Origin of the sequence: Clostridium sp. MF28 (genome assembly GCF_002969175.1) — a bacterium.
GTDB classification, from domain to species: Bacteria; Bacillota; Clostridia; order Clostridiales; family Clostridiaceae; genus Clostridium; species Clostridium beijerinckii.
The window spans coordinates 1,822,048-1,842,130 of sequence record NZ_CP014331.1 but is presented as its reverse complement, the minus strand read 5'-3'; the positions used below and the strand labels follow the sequence as shown (position 1 = coordinate 1,842,130).

The following is a 20,083-nucleotide window of genomic DNA, read 5'->3' as shown; positions in this document are numbered from 1 at the left end:
ATAAAATCATATTGAAAGATGATTTTAAATTGTTTAGATTTATTATATCGATTAAAAGTTATAAAGTAAATACTTTGTAAATTAGAAAGAATTATACTGTATTGGTTACGGAAAGTAGGAGGTTTAGTATGAGTAGAAGAGTAGTTATTACAGGGATTGGAGCAGTTACATCACTTGGAATTGGAGCAGATAAGCTTTGGAACTCAATAAAGGATGGAAAGTCTGGAATTAGTATGATTGAGGGAATAGATGTTTCTGATTTACCTACCAAAGTTGCATCTCAAGTAAAAGATTTTGATCCAAGTAGCTTTATTGATAAAAAAGAAGTTAAAAGAATGGATAGATTTGCACAATTTGCTCTAGCATCAGCTCAAATGGCTATGGAAGATTCGGCACTTAATTTGGAAAAAATAAATAAAGAACGTATGGGAGTAATAATTGGTAGCGGCATAGGAGGAATTGGGACTTTAGAAAGTCAGTATGATGAATTGAAAGAAAGAGGTCCTAGAAGAGTAAGTCCGTTTTTAGTACCAATGATGATAGCTAATATGGCTTCAGGACTTGTTGCTATAAAATTTGGAGCTAAAGGTTATAATGAATGTACTGTTACAGCGTGTGCAACTTCAACAAATGCAGTTGGGAACGCATTTAAAGTAATTCAAAGAAATGATGCAGATATAATGATTGCTGGTGGAGCAGAGGCTTGTGTAACGAAACTAACTTTAGCGGGTTTTTGTGCAATTAAAGCTATGACAACAAATCATGATCCGGCTACTGCATCTAGGCCGTTTGATTCAGAAAGAAATGGATTTGTACTTGGAGAAGGTTCGGGTGTTCTTATACTTGAAGAATATGAGCATGCTTTAAATAGAGGAGCTAATATAATTGCCGAAATAGTTGGATATGGGTGCACTAATGATGCGTTCCATATAACTGCTCCGGCTGAAGGAGGGGAGGGGGCTGCAAGATGTATGAAAATTGCGCTTGGAGACGCAAAGATTACACCTTCCGATATAGGATATATAAACGCTCATGGAACATCAACAAAAGCAAATGACAAAAATGAAACTATGGCTGTAAAATCTGTTTTTGGGAAACATGCGTATGAACTTGCTATAAGCTCAACAAAATCAATGACGGGTCATCTGTTAGGAGCTTCAGGTGCTATAGAGGCGATTATAACAGCATGTGCTCTAAGAGAAGGATTTATCCCTCCAACAATAAATTACAAAAATCAAGATCCTGATTGTGATTTAAACTATGTACCTAATGAAGGAAAGAATCTGGAATTTACTTATGCTTTGAGTAATTCCTTCGGTTTTGGGGGACACAATGCAACTTTAGTTTTAAAGGCATTTAATTAGTTTAAGTGATATAACGGGTTGAGTTAGCTTGTCTTATTTAAAGAAGCTCTAGTAGCGACTTTTACATTAAAATTGTTGATAGTTCATTATTTTTGTGAGATTTTACAAATGCATAAGAAAATATGGATTATTTTGTTATAATATGATAATGTAGACATAAGCAAAACAATTCAAACATAATAATCTGAAAAACAGAATTAAAGATAGGTAGAGCGTTGCTCGACCTATCTTTAATTCTTTAAGAAAACTAGATTTAAGACTAGAGATATTAGGTCAGAGTTTTAAAGAACACAACCATATATGCTATAGTCTATAATGATATTATAGAGTATGGAGTTATACTGCTTTTTGAGTGACATGCTATGATTAAGCTAATTTTAGATAGCTATATATTTAAACTCGGATGATTGGAAAATTTTCTGTGAGCGTAAATTGCAAATATGCTTAAAAAAATTAACCCTAATAATCCTTCCCCATTAATAATTTTTACATTACCAATAATAAATCCATAAGAAACATTATTATAAGAGTAGCCAAGTGTGGCTATGTTTATATTATTCCATAATATGTGCATTATACTTGGTAAAATTACATTTGGTGACATTGTATAAAGATAAGTAAAGCAATAGTTCAACGCAAAAATAGCTGCACATTGCAAAACTACATATGTAACTGCGTTAGGTAAACCAAAATGCATATTTAGAATAAAGAATGCTGGAACATAGTATAATGACCAAATGATACCCATTATAAAATTTGTTCTTTTAATACTATATCTTTTTAAAAGACGAGGTAAAAGGTAACCTCTCCAACCATACTCTTCAAATAATCCAGCTATAAAAAGTGTTAAAGAGATCAAAGTAATCTTTATAGAATCGAGAAATATGTACGATATATTTTCTGATAATACACCTTGTTTAGTTAAATATGCAGATGACCCGCATAGAAAGATCACAATTAATGGAAATGCAATAGCGAAAATTAAGCCCTTCAATGTGATTTTGTAAGTAAAGGGATTTAGTAATACTTTTAATGACCTTGATTCCATTAATATCGAAATTATAGCAGCGAAAGCTGGAATAACCATTATAATAGTTAAGGCTCCAATAAAACCTTTCGGTAAAAGTATTATACTTATAAAATAAGTTAATAAAAAAGTGATTGATAGGAATATTTTTTCGTATTTCATTTTTAAGCTCCTTTTAAAAACATAATTGTTTTAGTTCTTCGATATAATTATATTTTGTTTCGTAAAATAAATAACTTTGATTAATTATTATATCATATAGTTTAGAATATTATGTGGCAATGTTGGAATATTATATGAAAAACATGAAATGTTGCATTAGAAACTATATTTTTTGAGTTTTATTATTAAGAAGCAAAAATTTTTTATAGTCAATGCACTAATGGTTATTGAATATATATGATAAAAAGGGTATATTTAACAATTAAGTGGATAGTGTTATTATAAATATGGGATCATAAAAGAAGTCATTCTAAAGATGTACCATATTAGTCCGTGTGAATTGGACATTATAAAAAGGAGAGAGCTATGAAGAAAAAAGTGATAATAATAAATGGAACTATGGGGGTTGGAAAAAGTGCAACCTGTAGAGAGTTAAATAAAAAGTTAAAAAATTCAGTATGGCTTGATGGGGATTGGTGCTGGATGATAAATCCTTTCGTAGTTAATGAGGAAAATAAGAAAATGGTTATAAATAATATAAATTATTTACTGAGAAGCTTTCTTACTAATTCATCATTAGAATATATTATTTTTAATTGGGTTATACATATGGAAGAAATTTTTGATGATATATTAGAACCGTTAAATGATTTGAATTTTGAGATTATCAAGATAACTTTAATTTGTGATGAAGATGCTCTAAAGAAGAGAATTTTAGGAGATGTAAAGTTAAAGTTAAGGGATGAAGAGTGCGTAAGTAGAAGTGTTGAACGTCTTGATTTATATAAAGAAATGTCAACTAAAAAGATTGATACAAGCAACATTTCTGTATTGGAAACTGTAGATAAAATAATGAAAATTATTTAAAAATAAATATTATTTATTTTTGATGACATGGAATATATTTAGGGAAAAAAATGTATACTGTGTAGATACCCCATTAACTAATACTTAACTTTCTTATATTAATATTTTATAGGTGGATTATCCACCTATATTTTTTTGTAAAACTATAAAATTTAAATATAGATAAATAATGTTAAAATTATTATAATAATTATGAAAAAAATGTAAAAAACAAGGCTTTTGATTAATAATATTTTTAATAATACTATGATATTCCGAAAAAATATATAGGGGGTAGTCCTTTGTAGAGTCAAGGTTTAGAGCATATAAGGGCGGACGGTAGAGTAAAAATAAGTAAAACAGAGGAAGTTACAGCTATTTTCTTTTTAAAGAGAATCTCTAAGGAAAAACATGTTGAATAATGTCGAAAAGATGATAGTATTAAGGCATGGACTTCGTTGAAAGAGTAAACAAGTGAAGCAATTAATAAAGAAAATGTTTACTTTAAAAATTCAGAAGACAAATAAAAAAACAAAGGAGAAAAACTAATGAAGAAAGCTTTTTTAAGAAAGATAGTGACGGCTGTTATTGCTGCTACAACAATGACTAGTATTGCACCATTAGGAGTATCTGCAGCGACTAGTAATTCAATGTTTAACAATTATTACAATGTATTCTCTAATGGAGGATTACAAACTGGTTGGGTTAATAACAATGGTCAATGGTCATACTTTGATAATAGTGGAGCAATGCAAACTGGTGTTATTAAAGTTAATGGTGAGACTTATTGCCTAAATCAGAATGGTATAATGGAGATTGGAAAGGTTTTAATAAACAATAGAATATATACAACTTCTCAAAGTGGACAAGTTATAGGGACTAAAGCTCCATCAAGTGATAAGGTATTCGATTCTGGAAATAACGTAGTACAAGATAATAATAAAACATCTACAGTAAAACCTTCAAATACGACAAGTACAACAGGAGGTACAACTGGAACTGTAACAACAACTAAACCCGCAACAGGAAGTACGACTGGTACTGTAACTACAAAACCTACAACAGGAAATACAAATAGTACTGGCACAACAACAACTGGAAATACAACAAATTCAGGAAGTACAACAAATACTTCTACAAGTACAAGCTCGCTAGATGTTCAGGGGTTACCTAAGTTACCAGCTAATTATTCTGTAACTGTACAAGCTGCTGCTGAACAAAAGATTCTTGAATTAATGAATGCAAAAAGAACAGAAGCGGGTTTAAAACCGTTAACATTAGATAATACTTTATTACAAGTAGCTAGATATAAGAGTAATGATATGATCCAAAATAATTTCTTCGACCATACAAATCCAGATGGAACAAAGTGGACAAATTGGTTGCAAGCAGTAGGCTATAGATACACTACAACAGGTGAAAATATAGCATACAACACATATGATGCTGTTGAATTATTTACTCAATGGTGGAACTCACCAGGTCATAGAGCAAACATGATGAATTCTTCATATACTAAAGTTGGTGTAGGAGTTCTTTATGGAAATGGTAAATACATGGGAACACAAGAATTCTCAAACTAGTAAGCCATAATAATTACATGTGGCTTATCGAAATAAAGGACAATTATTTTTATGAAAGTCCTTTATTTCTAGTTTTTGATATTTGGTTTAATCATAGAGCTTAATTTAATTATACATAATCAATGGAATTGAAATGAAGAGAATATACCCTAAAAGGTAATGTCTAAAAGACTGTGCCGTTTAGGGTATATTTTTTATCTTAATTAGTACATATGTATATAATTTTAGGTTATCCTTATTATAGAATGTGATTATAATATCTAGTAAAAAGTGCGATGTTTATAGCTAATTTCGAGAGAATTTTAGCATAATATTTTAATGAATTTTTTGCAATTAAATAGAGAATTTATTTGGGATTTTTCGATAAATTAAAATATGCATTATATAAGAAGTATTGTTAAGTTTTTTATAATAATTAATTTTATTTCTCGTATAAGTATTGAAATAATAAATCTATATTTAGAATTGAAGTAAACTAAATATTAAAATAAAATTAGAGTGTAGAAATTTGATTGCGCTATGGTTATATAAAAAAATAAAATGTAAGGAGGAAGTTTTATGGCTTTTGGTAAAGATTTTTTATGGGGTGGTGCTGTTGCAGCTCATCAAGTTGAAGGTGGTTGGAATAAAGGAGGGAAAGGTCCCAGTGTTGCAGATGTAATGACCGCAGGAGCTCATGGAGTACCAAGAAGGATAACAGATGGAGTGATTAAGGGAGAAAATTATCCTAACCATGAAGCTATTGATTTTTATGGACATTATAAAGAAGATATTGCACTCTTTGCAGAAATCGGTTTTAAATGCTTTAGAACAAGTATTGCGTGGACGAGGATTTTCCCTAAAGGTGATGAATTTGAGCCTAATGAAGAAGGTTTGAAATTTTATGACAATATGTTTGATGAATTATTGAAGTATGGAATCCAACCCGTTATTACGTTAAGTCACTTTGAAATGCCTTATCATTTGGTCAAGAAGTATGGAGGGTGGAGTAATCGAGAAGTTATTGGATTTTTTGTACGTTATGCAACTACTGTAATGGAGCGCTATAAGAACAAAGTTAAGTATTGGATGACTTTTAATGAAATTAATAACCAGAAAAATACTATAAATTCTATATTTGCATGGACTTGTTCAGGAATCCAGTTTAAAGAAGGTGAAAATAGAGAAGAGGTAATGTATCAGGCTGTTCATCATGAATTAGTTGCTAGTGCATTAGTAGTTAAGAAAGGGCACGAAATAAATCCTGACTTTCAAATTGGATGTATGTGTTCATTTGTTCCTATATATCCTTTCTCCTGCAATCCAGATGATATGATGCTTCAAGTTGAATCGATGCATGATCGTTATTTGTTTGCTGATGTACATTGCAGAGGTCATTATCCTTCTTATGCATTAAAAGAATGGAGTAGAAAAGGGTATGATATCAAGATGGAACTAGAAGATGCTAAAATTTTAGCTGAGGGGACTGTAGATTATTTAGGGTTTAGTTATTATATGTCTGATGTAGTTAAATCAGGAGTTAATGAAGTTGATAAGGATTCGGTAAATGGAGGGTCAAGTGCAAGTGTTAGGAATCCACACGTAAAAGCTTCGGATTGGGGATGGCAAATTGATCCTGTTGGGTTGAGATATTCTTTAAATTTATTATATGAAAGATATGAACTTCCATTATTTATAGTAGAAAATGGATTTGGTGCTATTGATGTTAAGGATGCAGATGGTTCATGTAATGATAATTATAGAATAGATTATTTAAGGGCGCATATAAAAGAAATGAAAAAAGCAATTGAATTAGATGGTGTTGATTTGCTAGGATACACTCCGTGGGGATGTATTGATTGTATTTCATTTACTACAGGAGAAATGAAAAAACGTTATGGATTTATATATGTGGATAAAGATAATGAAGGAAATGGAACGTTAGAGAGATCGAAGAAGAAATCATTTGATTGGTATAAGAAAGTAATTTCATCTAATGGCGAAGAAGTTTAAATAATAGGCATAATTAGGAATGATGAAGTTTAAAATTCTGAATATATATTAATAGGTGGAATTAGAGTAGTAGTTGTAACTACATCTATTATTTAACAGAAGCAAAATATTTTTATTGTATATATTAATAATTCATATAGAATATCCTTTATAAATTTCCTATATTAAGACGCTCACAAAATATAAATCAATTAGGAAGATTTTATTTGTTGTGAATGCAAACTTATTCCTAGAATGAAATAGAACTAAAGAATGAAGCCTAAAAATTCAAAATAATTTAAGTTAAGTAAATTTAGGAGTAGAAATACACAAAATACTGTGGTAAAATATTACTTATTTTGTTGCATATGCTAATGATAACGGATAACTTAGGAGGATACTATTATGGAAGATAGAAGGCACCTTGAGTGCATAGAAGAGACTTCTTATATATTATTAAAAAATCATAAAGTTTTTAAGGTGAGTCAACAGTTTGCAGAAATTACGGAATATACAACTGCTGACTTGCTTGGAAAAAGTATCAAAGAGATATTTAAAATTCTAAGAGTCGGCCCAAGCGTTGATGTAAAAAACATCGCTAAAAAGGCCGACTATTTTTTATTTACTAAATCTCTTGAATTTAGATCAATTTCAATGGAAATAATTAATGGAAAGATACTCAATTATTTATTATAAGAGAAAATCCAAATTCAAGACTTGAAGTTAAACATGCATACTTATCAGAATTATGTAAATCAAACTTTGTGGGAGTAGCAGTTTATAGTGTTCCTGACATGATACTTATTAAAGCAAATCAGGAATATTTAGATTTCTTAGAACCTCCATTTAACCAATCATATTATAGTATAGGGCAAAGCATAGAGAAGATTATATTAGGATGGAGCGGAAGCAAAGTAGAAAAATTTTGGAAGGAAGCTATATTTACAGGAAAAGCAGTTCAAGTAAAAGAATATGAACATATTGGATATGAAAGGGGAATTACATATTGGGATTCCATAATTGTTCCAGTTGCAGAAGGTGGAAGTATCAAATATGTGGTAAGTAATACATCTGAAGTTACAGAAACGGTACTTAATAGAAAGAAAGTTGAAGAACAAATGGATGCCATTAACATTCAAAACAAAGAAATGGAGGCTATATTTGAAAGTATTCCAAATGGAGTATTCGTTAGATCAAAAGAAGGAGATATACTTCAGCAAAATGAGATATCGAGAAAATTGATTGAATACCCTAATGAGGAAAAGACTTCACATGGAAAAAATAGTGAAGCTAAATATTTTAATGAATCAGGAAAAGAAATTGACATTGAAGATATGCCATCGTTTCGCGCTTTGAAAGGTGAGAAAATTAAAAATCAACGTATTACAGTTATAGATAATTGTAAAGAAAGTGTTTTAGATATGAGTTCTTCACCTATTTATGATAAAGAAAATACTGTGTTGATGTCAGTTACTGCATTTGATGATATTACAGAACTTGTAAGTAATGAGAAAAAAATTAGAAATAATAGAGAGCAATTAAAAGCGATTATAGATAACATGTCTGATGGAGTTGTAGCTATAGGAAAATGCGGCAATCTGGTTATGCTTAATAAAGCAGCAGAGAAACATTTTAATGTCATAAAAATAATTGAAGGAAGAAATAAAAACGATAGTGAAATAAAATATTTTGATATTAATATGAAGGAATTGAAGGAGGGGAGTCTTCCGTCAGATAGGATTTTAAGAGGAGAAATAATTACTGAATATAGAATAATTATAAAGAGATATAGCGAAAATATATATATGTGTATAAGTGGTAATCCTGTATATGATGATAGTGGTAATTTCTTATTTGGAATGATGTGTATGAAAGATATAACGGAAAAAGTTAAACAGGAAAGAATCATAAAATCTCAACATGATTCAGTTTTGCAGGCGGAATTTGAAAGGAATGAAGCATTAGAAAAAACAATAGCTATGAAGGATGAATTTCTTTCCATAATATCGCATGAATTCAGAACACCACTAAATGTAATTAATTCAGCAGTACAAGCTATGGAGTATATTTGCTTTAATGAGTTATCAAATAATACTAAAAAATATTTGGGGATGATAAAACTTAATGCATTTAGGCAATTAAGGCTAGTAAACAATATTCTTGATATAACCAGTTCAAATTTGAAGAGTACCAAAATAAATAGAAAGAACATAGATATTGTGTTTTTTATAGACGTGATTGTTGAAGCTGTAAGATCATATGCTAGTAAAAAAGAAATTGGTTTAATATTAGAAACATCATATAAAGAATTTATGGTCGCTATTGATAATGAAAAATTCGAAAGGATACTTTTAAATCTGCTATCTAATGCTATTAAATTTACTTCTGATAATAAGAAAATAACTGTACGATTTAATGCTTTAAAAGAAAATATATTTATAGAAGTAAGCGATGAAGGTATAGGTATTTCAAGTGATAAAATAGATACAATTTTTGAGCAGTTTGGGCAGGTAGATAGTTCTCTATCTCGTCAAGTGGAGGGGACAGGATTAGGATTATCATTAGTTAAGAAATTTGTTGAGGAACTAGGTGGGAGAATTTTTGTAAATAGTAAAGTTGGTAAAGGAAGTGCTTTTATAGTAATGCTGCCAAATGAAAAGGTTACCGAAACGTATGATTACAGATCATCAAAAGAGTTTTTTTACAATCACATTTTAGAATCAACTAGGGTGGAATTTTCTGATATTTATCTATGATCATAAAAGAATTGCAGTAAAATTAATGGAGGAGATTTTTATGTTTATGTATGCATTTTCTATTATAATTGTTGTTGTATCAAATATGATTTATCATATTTGCTCAAAGTCAGTTCCGGAGAAGGCTAACCCTTTCTCTTCTTTATTCATTACTTATTTAACTGGAGTAATTGTAGCCGCTATAGCATTTAAATTTTATAAATCAGATAAAGGATTTTTTGAATCCTTTGATGATCTGAATTGGGCGAGTATATTACTAGGGTTTGCTATTGTTGGTCTTGAGTTTGGATATATAATGGTATATAGGTCCGGCTGGGATATAAGTATAGGATCTCTAGTATCTAATATTCTTCTTGCACTTATACTAATTCCAGTAGGTATAATTTTTTATAAGGAAGGATTTAATATAAATAAATTAATAGGAATAATATTATGCATTCTTGGACTAATATTTATAAATAAAAAGTAAGAATCAATTACTACAATTTCGTAGTGATTGATTTTTTTTAGCTGATTAATATTTGTATAAATTAGGATGATTTAATTGTAGTGCTTATTCATATTAAAATTCATAAATATATTTTATATATTTGATCAAAATTTTAATATGCTAAGGTTATAATTTCAAAAAAGTAATCATATTAAAATACTATGAATTGAAATTTGAAAAATATATTTCTAGAATTTGCGTTGGAAAATATTTTAATAATATCAATACTTTAAGTTATATGAATCAAAATCAAGCTATGAAAGAGAGGAATATTTATGATTCGGAGAAAAAATAAAATATTGGCTGGTATGCTTTCAATGCTATTATCTATATTGCTATTAAACGGTTGTGGAAGTACATCTGCAGAAATACCAACTAATTCATCAGCTGATAATCAATCATCAAGCGGTGAATCTGTATTAAGATATGCTGTAGAATCTTCACCTAAAAGTTTGTTTAGCCCATTATTATCAAATACAACGTATGATAATAATGTAAATAGCTTGGTATATTCACCATTGATTTTATTGGATGAGAATAATGATTTTAAGCCTGGACTTGCAGATAAATATGAATTTTCAGGTGATAATCTTACTGTGACATTCAATTTAAGAAAAGATGTCAAATGGCATGATGGAGAAGATTTTACAGCAGATGATGTTGCATTTACATTTACTAGCATGGCTGATCAAAAGTACACAGGATCAAGATTCAATGAAATTTCCAAAATAGTTGGTGCGCAGGATTATCATGATGGTAAAGCAGATTCTATAAGTGGAATTAAGGTTATTGATAAATATACCATAAGCTTTACATATTCTAAAGTTTATGCGCCAGCATTATCAAATTTTTCACAACGTGGAATTATTCCGAAGCATATTTGGAGTAAAGTAAATGTTGCTGATTGGGATAAGCAAAGTGATTTGCTTAATAAGCCTGTAGGAACCGGACCATATAAGCTTATAGATTTTAAACCAGACCAATATGTTGAATTAGCTAAAAACGATAGTTATTTTGGAGGAGCTCCCCAAATAGATAAATTTATTTTTAAGGTTGCTAATACAGAAACAGAGCTTTCGGAGTTAGCAAAAGGGGATCTTGATATTGTTGAACTTTCAAGCACAAAAGAAGAAGATTTAAAGATGTTAAAAGATGCAGGTATAAAAATAGAGGAGAAACCAAGTGCGAATTATCAATTTATGACTATGAATAGCAATAGAGATTTCTTTAAAGATAAAAGAGTACGTCAAGCAATCACCTATGCGATAAACAGAAAAGGCATAGTTGATAGTTTACTAGGTGAACATGGACAAGTAATAAATGCACCTATATCTCTAGCTGGATGGGCTTATCCTAAGTCAGGACTTAATACCTATGATTATAATGCAGATAAGGCTAAAGAATTACTAAAAGAAGCTGGATGGATTGAAAATAATGGAGTTCTTGAAAAGGATGGTAAGAAATTTGAAGTGGATTTAATGGTTCCGACAGGAAATAAGGTTCGTGAACAAAGTGCTCCAATTATTCAGCAAAATTTAAAGGATGTAGGTATTATAGTAAATATCAGTACTATGGATGTTGCTTCTGCTATGGCAAAAACTAAAGGACAAGGAGATTATGACATGGGATTATTAGGATTTACCTTAGAAGTTGATCCAGGTGATGCCGATCGTTATTGGTCTTCAAGCATTGCAAATAATTCTCAATTTAATTTTTCGAATTTTATAAATGCTAAAAGTGATGAATTTATAGAAAAGGCTGCAACTACTATTGATCGTAATGAACGTAAAGAAGTTTATGCAAAATGGGGACAATTATTGAATGATGAAGCACCATATGTATTTTTATATTCACAAAATGCTATTCGTGCTCATAATCCCAAATTGCAAGGATATAAGTACTCAGCATATTCTGTATTTCCAGACATACAAAACTGGACGATTTCAAAATAGTAAGTTACTGCGCAAGAGTGATATAGAAGTGAAATATAAAAATTGAAAATTTGATGTATTGGTTAGGGTAAAAGCCCTAACCGATATGATTTTATAGGAGGAGGTGATCGTTCTGCAAAAATATGTATTTAGACGTTTAATACAAACAATACCTGTATTGATTGGAATTTCTATAATTGTTTTTATGCTTGTAAAGCTGCAACCAGGAGATCCATTTTCATCTATGATGGATCCTAATCTTTCACAAGAAATGAAAGAAAAAATGTTGGAACAATTGGGATACAATGATCCCGTATTAATTCAGTATTTTAAGTGGCTAATGCAAGCTTTACAGGGGAATCTTGGATATTCTATTCAATTTAAACAGCCGGTTCTAAATGTTATAGGCAGCCGGCTGGGCAATACAGTTATCTTATCTATATGCTCAATGATTCTTAGTATTTTAATAGCGATTCCATGTGGAGTTATAAGCGCCACAAAACAGTTTACTAAAACTGACTACATTGTCACAGTATTTGCATTTATAGGATTATCTATTCCATCCTTTTTCTTTGGTATGATTTTGATTAAAGTGTTTTCTGTAAATCTAGGATGGCTTCCTATATCGGGTATGGTGACTACAGGCGTTAATTTAACTGGCTTATCATTTGTAATAGATGTTGCAAAGCATATGTTATTGCCGATGATAGTTCTTGCACTAATGAATACGGCTAGTTTAATGCGTTATACACGTTCTGATATGATTGAAATTTTAAAAACAGATTATATACGTACAGCACGTTCAAAAGGAGTTGGGAAGAGGAATGTTATATACCAGCATGCCTTAAAAAATGAATTACTGACTTTAATTACAGTAGTAACTATGCAGATACCATCATTATTATCAGGCGCTCTTCTTACAGAGACAATTTTTGTTTGGCCAGGGATTGGAAGGCTGAACTACAATGCTGTTATTAGCAGGGATTATCCACTTATTATGGGCATAGTTATGATGGTTGCAATAATAAGTTTATTTACGAATTTATTGGCAGATATACTTTATGCAGCCGTAGATAAACGTATAGAATTTGATTAAGGGAGGAAAGGTGTGTTAAAACATGTGATTTTAGCTAGGTTTCTAAAGAATAAGCTGGCCGCAATTGGTTTTTGTCTTTTAATTATATTTGTATTAGCAGCGATTTTTGCACCATTTTTGTCAGGTTATGGGAGAGACACGATAGATTTAATGAATATAGAAAGTCAACCAAGTTTAAGGCATTTATTTGGAACAGATGAACTTGGAAGAGATGTATTTACTAGATTATTATATGGTGGACGCATTTCATTGGGGATTGCAGTAAGTGCAACTGTTTTGCAGTTGTTAATAGGAGTTACGTTAGGCTGCATCAGCGGATTTTATGGAGGCTGGATTGATAATGCAATCATGCGTATAGTCGATACAATTATGTGTTTTCCTTTCTTTGTGATAGCAATTACAGTTGCTGCGCTAGCTGGACCTAGTGTTTGGAACGTAATTTTGATTATAGGTCTTTTACAATGGACGGGAGTTGCTAGAATTGTAAGAGCTGAAATTCTTTCTATTAAACAAAGTGAATTTATTGAAGCTGCACGAGCTATGGGACTTAACAGTTTTGAGATTATTATTAATCATTTGCTACCCAATACATTATCACCGGTTATAGTGAATGCTACGTTAGCTGTTGCACAAGGGATTTTAATGGAAGCTGGTTTAAGCTTCCTAGGATTAGGAGTAAAACAGCCCGAGCCAAGCTGGGGGAATATATTATCAGCAGCTCAAAGTATGCGTGTATTGCAATATGAATGGTGGCTTTGGATTCCCGCAGGAGTATTGGTATTCTTATCAGTTCTATCAATTAATTTTGTAGGGGATGGACTTAGGGATGCTCTTGATCCCAAAATGAATATATAGGAGGGGGGCAAATATGGATAAACAAATTCTCTGTATTAATAATCTATCTGTTAGTTTCGGAGAAGGAAAAGATAAAGTAATAGCTGTAGATGATGTAAGCTTTGCTTTTGAAAAGGGCAGAATACTAGGAATTATAGGGGAATCTGGTTGTGGTAAGAGTACTTTAGCTTTATCTATCATGGGATTGTTACCAGATAAGATAAGTAATATTGAAAATGGAGAAATATTATTTAATGGAAATGATTTAAGTAAGTTTACAGAAAAACAATTTGAATATATTCGTGGAAATGAAATTTCTATGATATTTCAGGAACCAATGACTTCACTAAATCCAGTATTTAAAATAGGAAGGCAAATAGCAGAGCCGCTAAAGATACATAAAAGTTTGTATGGGAGAGCGCTTAAGGAGAAGGTAATTGAGATTCTTAGAGCAGTCCATATTCCAAATCCAGAAAAAGTTTATAATTCTTATCCACACAACTTGAGTGGAGGGATGCGTCAGAGAGTAATGATTGCAATGGCTCTAAGCTGTGAACCAGAAATATTAATCGCAGATGAACCTACAACAGCGCTAGATGTAACTATTCAGGCTCAAATTCTATTTCTATTAAAAGAATTAAATAACAAAGTTAAAACATCTATTTTGTTTATTACCCATGATTTATCGGTAGTTGCTGAAGTCTGTGATGAAGTTATGGTATTGTACGGAGGAAAGGTGGTTGAGCAATGTAATGTATATGAGTTATTCGACAATGCTAAGCATCCTTATACTCTTGGATTATTGGAGTCGCAACCGCATAGATGTGAAAGTGGAAAACCTCTAAAAAGTATTGAAGGGATAGTGCCGTCTTTATCAGATATGCCCTCAGGGTGCCGATTTAGTAATAGATGTTCTAAAAAGTTTTGCATAAAATGCGAAAGCGATATTCCACCATTATTTAATATTAGAGATAATCATAAAGTAGCATGTTGGTTATATGAGGAGGGAAAGGATTTTGATTGACACTATTTTAGAAGTAGATCGGATTAGAAAGAAATATGTAATTGAAAAAAGCTTTTTGGGAAGAGAAAAGATTGTTTTAGATGCGGTAAATGATATTTCATTCTCAATAAAAAAGGGAGAATGTTTTGCTTTGGTAGGAGAATCAGGATGTGGAAAGTCTACAACAGCCAGAACTATATTGAAATTAATAGATGCTGATGGTGGAAAAGTAATATTTGAAGATAAGACTTTATTTGATGTCGAAAATAAGAAATCAATTAGTAACAAGGAAATGTGTAGATTAAGAAAAGATATGCAGATTATTTTTCAAGATCCATTTGCTAGTTTAGATAAAAAAATGAAGGTTGGACAAATTATAGCAGAAGGAATTAAGAAACATAGATTGATACATGGGAAAGATGCATTTAATATAGCAGAAGAATACTTAAGGATTTGCGGTATGGATAAAGAAGCTATAAATCGATATCCTCATGAATTTAGTGGTGGTCAACGTCAACGAATAGGAATTGCTAGAGCTTTGGCTGTTCAGCCTAAATTTGTGGTTGCAGACGAACCAGTAGCTTCATTAGATGTTTCTATTCAAGCACAGATTATAAATTTACTGAATGAATTAAAAACACGATATCTACTAACTTTTCTGTTTATATCTCATGACTTAGGCGTTGTAAAATATTTCTGTGATAGAATTGCAGTTATGTATTTAGGGAACATTGTTGAGCTGGCTGAAAAAAAAGATTTATTTGATAATCCAATGCATCCATATACAAAAATGTTACTTGAATCTATGCCGGTTAGTCATCCAAAATTGAGGAAGCAGAGGCTTAGTATAAAAGAATCAGAGATAACATTGAAAGATAGAGAAAATGGGTGTAAATTTTGTAATCGCTGCCTATATGCATATGAGCGATGCAAAAATGAAATTCCTGTTTTTAAAGAAATTGAAGGTGATCATTTTATTGCATGCCATTTATATGATTGATTGGTAAACTTGATATATTAATCCATTAATTTCATACATCATTGCACCATTTAAAATAGAGGAATTTGAATATTTTTGTGGAAATATAGAATTTATGAAATATATTAAATTTAAAGTAAAAGTTTTTTATACTAATATGCTGAATTTTCTTGGTTTACAGAATGAAAACGCTGCTTAAACATAAAAATTAGCAATAATATATTCAGATTATTATACAAGAGAGTGAGGTGTAAAATAGGAAGATACAAGCTAAATCATAAGTATCTATCCTATTAAGTGAATGAGTGAAACAGGTATATGTGGTTGGTTATCAAGAGATGGAAAATTTTATAAATGTGGTGAATCTAAACATAATCTTTTAGCATCCAGGTTAGAAAAAGAATTGGGATTAGAAATGTTTGATGAAGAAAAATCAATTTATCTTCATGATACAGCATTGCTAGAGACTCTTGGGTTTATTAAATTTACTCAATCTACCTATGGATTAGTAGGAGATAATTATGACAATCAATTTATGTTATTCTTTGGAAAAAGATTTTCTTATGAACAGCGAAAATGGATGGAAGAAAATATATTAAAGATGTCATCATATCAAAGATCAGAGTGCAGGCAAAGATTAATTTTGGGGTACTAAAATAATCATATAACTATGTGCATATGAATGTTATAGAAATTATATATTGGGAATTGGAAATGCATAATTTTTAACTATGCGTAGTTTATTAAAATATTCGGGATATATGTGAAAATAAATAAACATAAAAATAGAGCTAGTATCATAGATGTTAGAATACTAGCTCTATTTTCTAATTAACATTATTTAATTGCAATTTTAGAATATTGAAAAATAAACATTTAAACCTGTATAGTAAAATATAAATACAATGACTAGATTTTTTGTGTAAAACTGTTTCGTAACATATTTGAAAAAAAGATGAAGTAATATACAATTATGTTATAAGTATTGAAGGGAGGAATAAAATGAAAAGTCTAAGATTAAGAAATATCATTATTTGTACATTGGTTGCAGCTTCGATCACAGCGCTAACCCCAATAGGAGTTTCGGCAGAGTGGAAGTCTAATTATAAAGGCTGGTGGTATACAGAAGGTAATTCGTATGCCACTGGATGGAGAAAGATAGATGGCTTTTGGTATTATTTCTACCAAAATGGATATATGGCACAGAATACTACTATTGATGGATATTACTTGAATTCTAGAGGAGTGTGGATTGACTCAGTAAATACATTAATAGGACAAGAAATATTAAAGAATGTCAGTATTCAAAATCCATCATTTTATATAGAGTGTCCAAGTAGTGGTGTGGATATTAACAACCTAGAAAATATTATTAAAGATGAGATAAGTAAGTTAAAAATCACTAACTCTTATGAAATGTTTAATGTATCTGATTATGATGTAACCATGACAAGTGATGGATCGGGTAATATTGGAATACAGGTTAAATGCAATTATAAAATGACAGCAGGAATGGAAGCAGATTTGGATTCGAAAGTGAGATCCATAGTCGCACAGATTGCTCCAGATAGCATGAGTCAGCCAGATAAAGAACGTGCGATACATGATTGGATAATAAATAATACAAAATATGATCAATCTTTAACTATATATGATCCTTATAATACTTTAATTAAACATACTGGAGTCTGCGAGGGATATTCTCTTTTAGCTCAAAAAATGTTTACTGTTGCAGGAATTAAATCAATGGTTGTAGAGGGTACTGCTGATGGACAGGCTCATGCATGGAACTTGGTTTATATAAATAACAAATGGCGTCATGTGGACTGTACGTGGGATGATCCTGTATCTAATTACGGTGATGTTATACAATATGACTATTATAACTTAACAGACCAAGAAATAAGTGCAGATCATTCATGGGACACCTCGGTTTATCCAAATGCTAATTAGGTATACAATTCAATTTAAATGAAAATATATATTATGCAATATAAAATACTAAATGTTTATGGTAGTCCTGGTTTAGGTAGTTTGTTTTTGCATAATATATTTTAAACAATCTAAAAATCATTAAGTGAATAAGTAAATTCTTGATCTTTGATAATTTCTGAAAATACAAGGCTTAAATCCTTTTGTCAAAAAAAGCAGTGCGAGACTAAAGTCATTAATAACGAATTTACTCTTGCAATCAAGAAGTTAGTTTTTCATTTTACAAAAATCTAAAAATGTAATATTGACTTAAAGTTAACTTTAAGTGTTAAAGTAAAGTTATAAAAACAAAGGAGTTGAGAGAATGAAATATCAAGCATCAAAAAATAGATATAATGAGATGAAGTATAGTAAATGTGGGGAAAGTGGTTTAAAGCTTCCTATGATATCCTTTGGCCTTTGGCATAATTTTGGAAGTAATGCAGATTATAATAACATGAAAGAATTATGCTTTACTGCTTTTGATAATGGAATAACTCATTTTGATTTAGCAAATAACTATGGGCCAGTTCCAGGAAGTGCAGAAGAAAATTTTGGACGTATTTTAAGAGAGGAATTAGCATTATATCGTGATGAATTATTAATTAGCACAAAAGCAGGTTATAAGATGTGGGAAGGGCCTTATGGAGACTTTGGAAGCCGTAAATATATATTAGCGAGTTTGGATCAGAGCTTAAAGCGCATGGGATTGGAATATGTAGATATATTCTATCACCATCGAATGGATCCTGATACTCCATTAGAAGAATCTATGATGGCTCTTGATACAGCTGTAAAAAGTGGAAAAGCACTTTATGCAGGAATTTCAAATTATAATGGAGAGACAATGGAAAAGGCAGCTGCGATTTTAAATGAATTAAAATGTCCATTTGTAATTAATCAAAATAGATATTCTATATTTGATAGAACTATTGAAAATAATGGACTTAAAAGAGCAGCAAAAGAAAATGGAAAAGGAATTATAGCGTTTAGTCCATTGGCCCAAGGGACATTAACAGATAAGTATTTAAATGGAATTCCAGACGATAGTCGAATGAAGGTAGATGGAAGATTCTTAAAGCAAGATATATTGACAGAGAAGAAGTTAGAGCAAATTAGGAGATTAAACAACATTGCTTTAAATAGAGGGCAAACTCTTGCTCAAATGGCGCTTAGCTGGGTACTAAAAGATTCAGAAGTAACAAGTGTACTTATTGGAGCATCAAAACCGTCTCAAATTATTGAAAATGTGGGAATAGTTCATAATATTGGATTCACAGATGAAGAGCTAAGGATGATTGATGAAATAAGTGCCAACTAGGCTAGGGATAAAAAATCGAGTTTTATGTATACATTTTCTTTTTCTTTCTATTCTAAAAATAGTAATTTTGGCGTATAATGTATCTTAGAAATTTCTAGTATAAGGAGAGAGACTATGAAATATTCTATACAAGAAGCAGCTAGAATTACAGGACTAACAGCATCTACCTTAAGATATTATGAATCTGAAGGATTATTGCCTAATATTAAAAGGGCTGAAAATAGACATAGATATTATGATGAGTCAAATCTAGAGTGGATAGCAGTAATTAATTGTCTAAAGAACACGAATATGCCCATTGAGCAGATAAAAGAATTCGTTGCTTTAAATAGCCAAGGTGATGGTACATTATATAAAAGGTTGGAGTTAATATTAAAGCACAGGGAAAATGTTCAAAAAAAGATAGATGAATTAAATAAATACATGGAACATATTAATTACAAGGTTGACTATTTCACCATGGCGTGTGAATTAGGGACTGAAAAGGAGCTTAAAAAAGAGCGATATCCAAATCATTTCTATATAGAAGAAGATGAATAATGAGAGTTAAGAAAAAATATTTAGTGATACATAAAATATCAAATTAGCGTTTATATAAGTGAAAATATTTAAAAAGTTTAGTATTTTTTTATACTAGACTTTTTGTTATATAATTTCTAAATTCAATGGAAAATAAAAATTGATTTTGTGTAGTTAGTTATATAAAAATAGTAGAATTTAAGGTGATCATCAATATGAAATATAAACTA

General features: G+C 30.5%; 17 protein-coding genes. 16 read left to right on the top strand and 1 reads right to left on the bottom strand.

What is annotated here, in order from left to right:
- The first annotated feature begins 128 nt into the window (after positions 1-128).
- Complete coding sequence (gene fabF, locus AXY43_RS08260; protein WP_105411398.1) at positions 129-1,364, top strand: beta-ketoacyl-ACP synthase II; 1,236 nt, start codon at positions 129-131, stop codon at positions 1,362-1,364.
- Between the two features lie 385 nt (positions 1,365-1,749).
- On the opposite strand, the gene AXY43_RS08255 is transcribed toward fabF, so the two are convergent.
- Positions 1,750-2,553: a CPBP family intramembrane glutamic endopeptidase gene (locus AXY43_RS08255; RefSeq protein WP_039772841.1), complete on the bottom strand. Its 804-nt coding sequence runs from the start codon at positions 2,551-2,553 to the stop codon at positions 1,750-1,752.
- Positions 2,554-2,919: 366 nt separating this feature from the next.
- On the opposite strand from AXY43_RS08255, the gene AXY43_RS08250 reads away from it, so the two are divergent.
- The 15 genes from AXY43_RS08250 (at position 2,920) to AXY43_RS08185 (ending at position 19,874) form a co-directional block, all read left to right on the top strand.
- Positions 2,920-3,420: an AAA family ATPase gene (locus AXY43_RS08250; protein WP_012060144.1), complete on the top strand. Its 501-nt coding sequence runs from the start codon at positions 2,920-2,922 to the stop codon at positions 3,418-3,420.
- 527 nt (positions 3,421-3,947) lie between these two features.
- On the top strand, positions 3,948-4,982 hold the full coding sequence (locus AXY43_RS08245; RefSeq protein WP_105411397.1) for a CAP domain-containing protein: 1,035 nt from the start codon (positions 3,948-3,950) through the stop codon (positions 4,980-4,982).
- Between the two features lie 558 nt (positions 4,983-5,540).
- Positions 5,541-6,974 carry a 6-phospho-beta-glucosidase gene (locus tag AXY43_RS08240; RefSeq protein ID WP_023973007.1) on the top strand — a complete coding sequence of 478 codons (1,434 nt, stop codon included), beginning with the start codon at positions 5,541-5,543 and terminating at the stop codon, positions 6,972-6,974.
- A 384-nt stretch (positions 6,975-7,358) separates the two neighbouring features.
- Complete coding sequence (locus AXY43_RS27785) at positions 7,359-7,649, top strand: hypothetical protein (protein ID WP_243099190.1); 291 nt, start codon at positions 7,359-7,361, stop codon at positions 7,647-7,649.
- Between the two features lie 98 nt (positions 7,650-7,747).
- Complete coding sequence (locus tag AXY43_RS08235) at positions 7,748-9,709, top strand: sensor histidine kinase (RefSeq protein ID WP_243099189.1); 1,962 nt, start codon at positions 7,748-7,750, stop codon at positions 9,707-9,709.
- Positions 9,710-9,749: 40 nt separating this feature from the next.
- Positions 9,750-10,178 carry an EamA family transporter gene (locus tag AXY43_RS08230; protein WP_012060140.1) on the top strand — a complete coding sequence of 143 codons (429 nt, stop codon included), beginning with the start codon at positions 9,750-9,752 and terminating at the stop codon, positions 10,176-10,178.
- Between the two features lie 296 nt (positions 10,179-10,474).
- On the top strand, positions 10,475-12,151 hold the full coding sequence (locus tag AXY43_RS08225; protein ID WP_105411396.1) for a peptide-binding protein: 1,677 nt from the start codon (positions 10,475-10,477) through the stop codon (positions 12,149-12,151).
- A gap of 103 nt (positions 12,152-12,254) precedes the next feature.
- Complete coding sequence (locus AXY43_RS08220; RefSeq protein ID WP_105411395.1) at positions 12,255-13,226, top strand: ABC transporter permease; 972 nt, start codon at positions 12,255-12,257, stop codon at positions 13,224-13,226.
- Between the two features lie 12 nt (positions 13,227-13,238).
- Complete coding sequence (gene opp4C / locus AXY43_RS08215) at positions 13,239-14,081, top strand: oligopeptide ABC transporter permease (RefSeq protein WP_023973003.1); 843 nt, start codon at positions 13,239-13,241, stop codon at positions 14,079-14,081.
- A 13-nt stretch (positions 14,082-14,094) separates the two neighbouring features.
- Complete coding sequence (locus AXY43_RS08210; RefSeq protein ID WP_105411394.1) at positions 14,095-15,084, top strand: ABC transporter ATP-binding protein; 990 nt, start codon at positions 14,095-14,097, stop codon at positions 15,082-15,084.
- Complete coding sequence (locus AXY43_RS08205; RefSeq protein WP_105411393.1) at positions 15,077-16,063, top strand: ABC transporter ATP-binding protein; 987 nt, start codon at positions 15,077-15,079, stop codon at positions 16,061-16,063. Before AXY43_RS08210 ends, AXY43_RS08205 begins: the two co-directional genes overlap by 8 nt.
- A 280-nt stretch (positions 16,064-16,343) precedes the next feature.
- Complete coding sequence (locus AXY43_RS08200; protein WP_105411392.1) at positions 16,344-16,697, top strand: hypothetical protein; 354 nt, start codon at positions 16,344-16,346, stop codon at positions 16,695-16,697.
- A gap of 347 nt (positions 16,698-17,044) precedes the next feature.
- The gene (locus tag AXY43_RS08195) at positions 17,045-17,995 is read left to right on the top strand and encodes a transglutaminase domain-containing protein (protein WP_077308805.1); all 951 of its coding nucleotides are present in this window, start codon (positions 17,045-17,047) and stop codon (positions 17,993-17,995) included.
- Between the two features lie 343 nt (positions 17,996-18,338).
- The gene (mgrA, locus tag AXY43_RS08190) at positions 18,339-19,334 is read left to right on the top strand and encodes an L-glyceraldehyde 3-phosphate reductase (protein ID WP_041899061.1); all 996 of its coding nucleotides are present in this window, start codon (positions 18,339-18,341) and stop codon (positions 19,332-19,334) included.
- A gap of 114 nt (positions 19,335-19,448) precedes the next feature.
- The gene (locus AXY43_RS08185) at positions 19,449-19,874 is read left to right on the top strand and encodes a MerR family transcriptional regulator (protein ID WP_105411391.1); all 426 of its coding nucleotides are present in this window, start codon (positions 19,449-19,451) and stop codon (positions 19,872-19,874) included.
- Positions 19,875-20,083 lie beyond the last annotated feature (209 nt).

Coding starts and splice junctions, on each gene's coding strand:
- AXY43_RS27785 (WP_243099190.1), top strand. CDS start 7,359: ATGGAAGATAGAAGGCACCTTGAGTGCATAGAAGAGACTTCTTATATA.
- AXY43_RS08230 (WP_012060140.1), top strand. CDS start 9,750: ATGTTTATGTATGCATTTTCTATTATAATTGTTGTTGTATCAAATATG.
- AXY43_RS08185 (WP_105411391.1), top strand. CDS start 19,449: ATGAAATATTCTATACAAGAAGCAGCTAGAATTACAGGACTAACAGCA.
- AXY43_RS08200 (WP_105411392.1), top strand. CDS start 16,344: ATGAGTGAAACAGGTATATGTGGTTGGTTATCAAGAGATGGAAAATTT.
- AXY43_RS08255 (WP_039772841.1), bottom strand. CDS start 2,553: ATGAAATACGAAAAAATATTCCTATCAATCACTTTTTTATTAACTTAT.
- AXY43_RS08235 (WP_243099189.1), top strand. CDS start 7,748: ATGATACTTATTAAAGCAAATCAGGAATATTTAGATTTCTTAGAACCT.
- AXY43_RS08225 (WP_105411396.1), top strand. CDS start 10,475: ATGATTCGGAGAAAAAATAAAATATTGGCTGGTATGCTTTCAATGCTA.
- AXY43_RS08210 (WP_105411394.1), top strand. CDS start 14,095: ATGGATAAACAAATTCTCTGTATTAATAATCTATCTGTTAGTTTCGGA.
- mgrA (WP_041899061.1), top strand. CDS start 18,339: ATGAAATATCAAGCATCAAAAAATAGATATAATGAGATGAAGTATAGT.
- AXY43_RS08250 (WP_012060144.1), top strand. CDS start 2,920: ATGAAGAAAAAAGTGATAATAATAAATGGAACTATGGGGGTTGGAAAA.
- AXY43_RS08245 (WP_105411397.1), top strand. CDS start 3,948: ATGAAGAAAGCTTTTTTAAGAAAGATAGTGACGGCTGTTATTGCTGCT.
- fabF (WP_105411398.1), top strand. CDS start 129: ATGAGTAGAAGAGTAGTTATTACAGGGATTGGAGCAGTTACATCACTT.
- AXY43_RS08195 (WP_077308805.1), top strand. CDS start 17,045: ATGAAAAGTCTAAGATTAAGAAATATCATTATTTGTACATTGGTTGCA.
- AXY43_RS08240 (WP_023973007.1), top strand. CDS start 5,541: ATGGCTTTTGGTAAAGATTTTTTATGGGGTGGTGCTGTTGCAGCTCAT.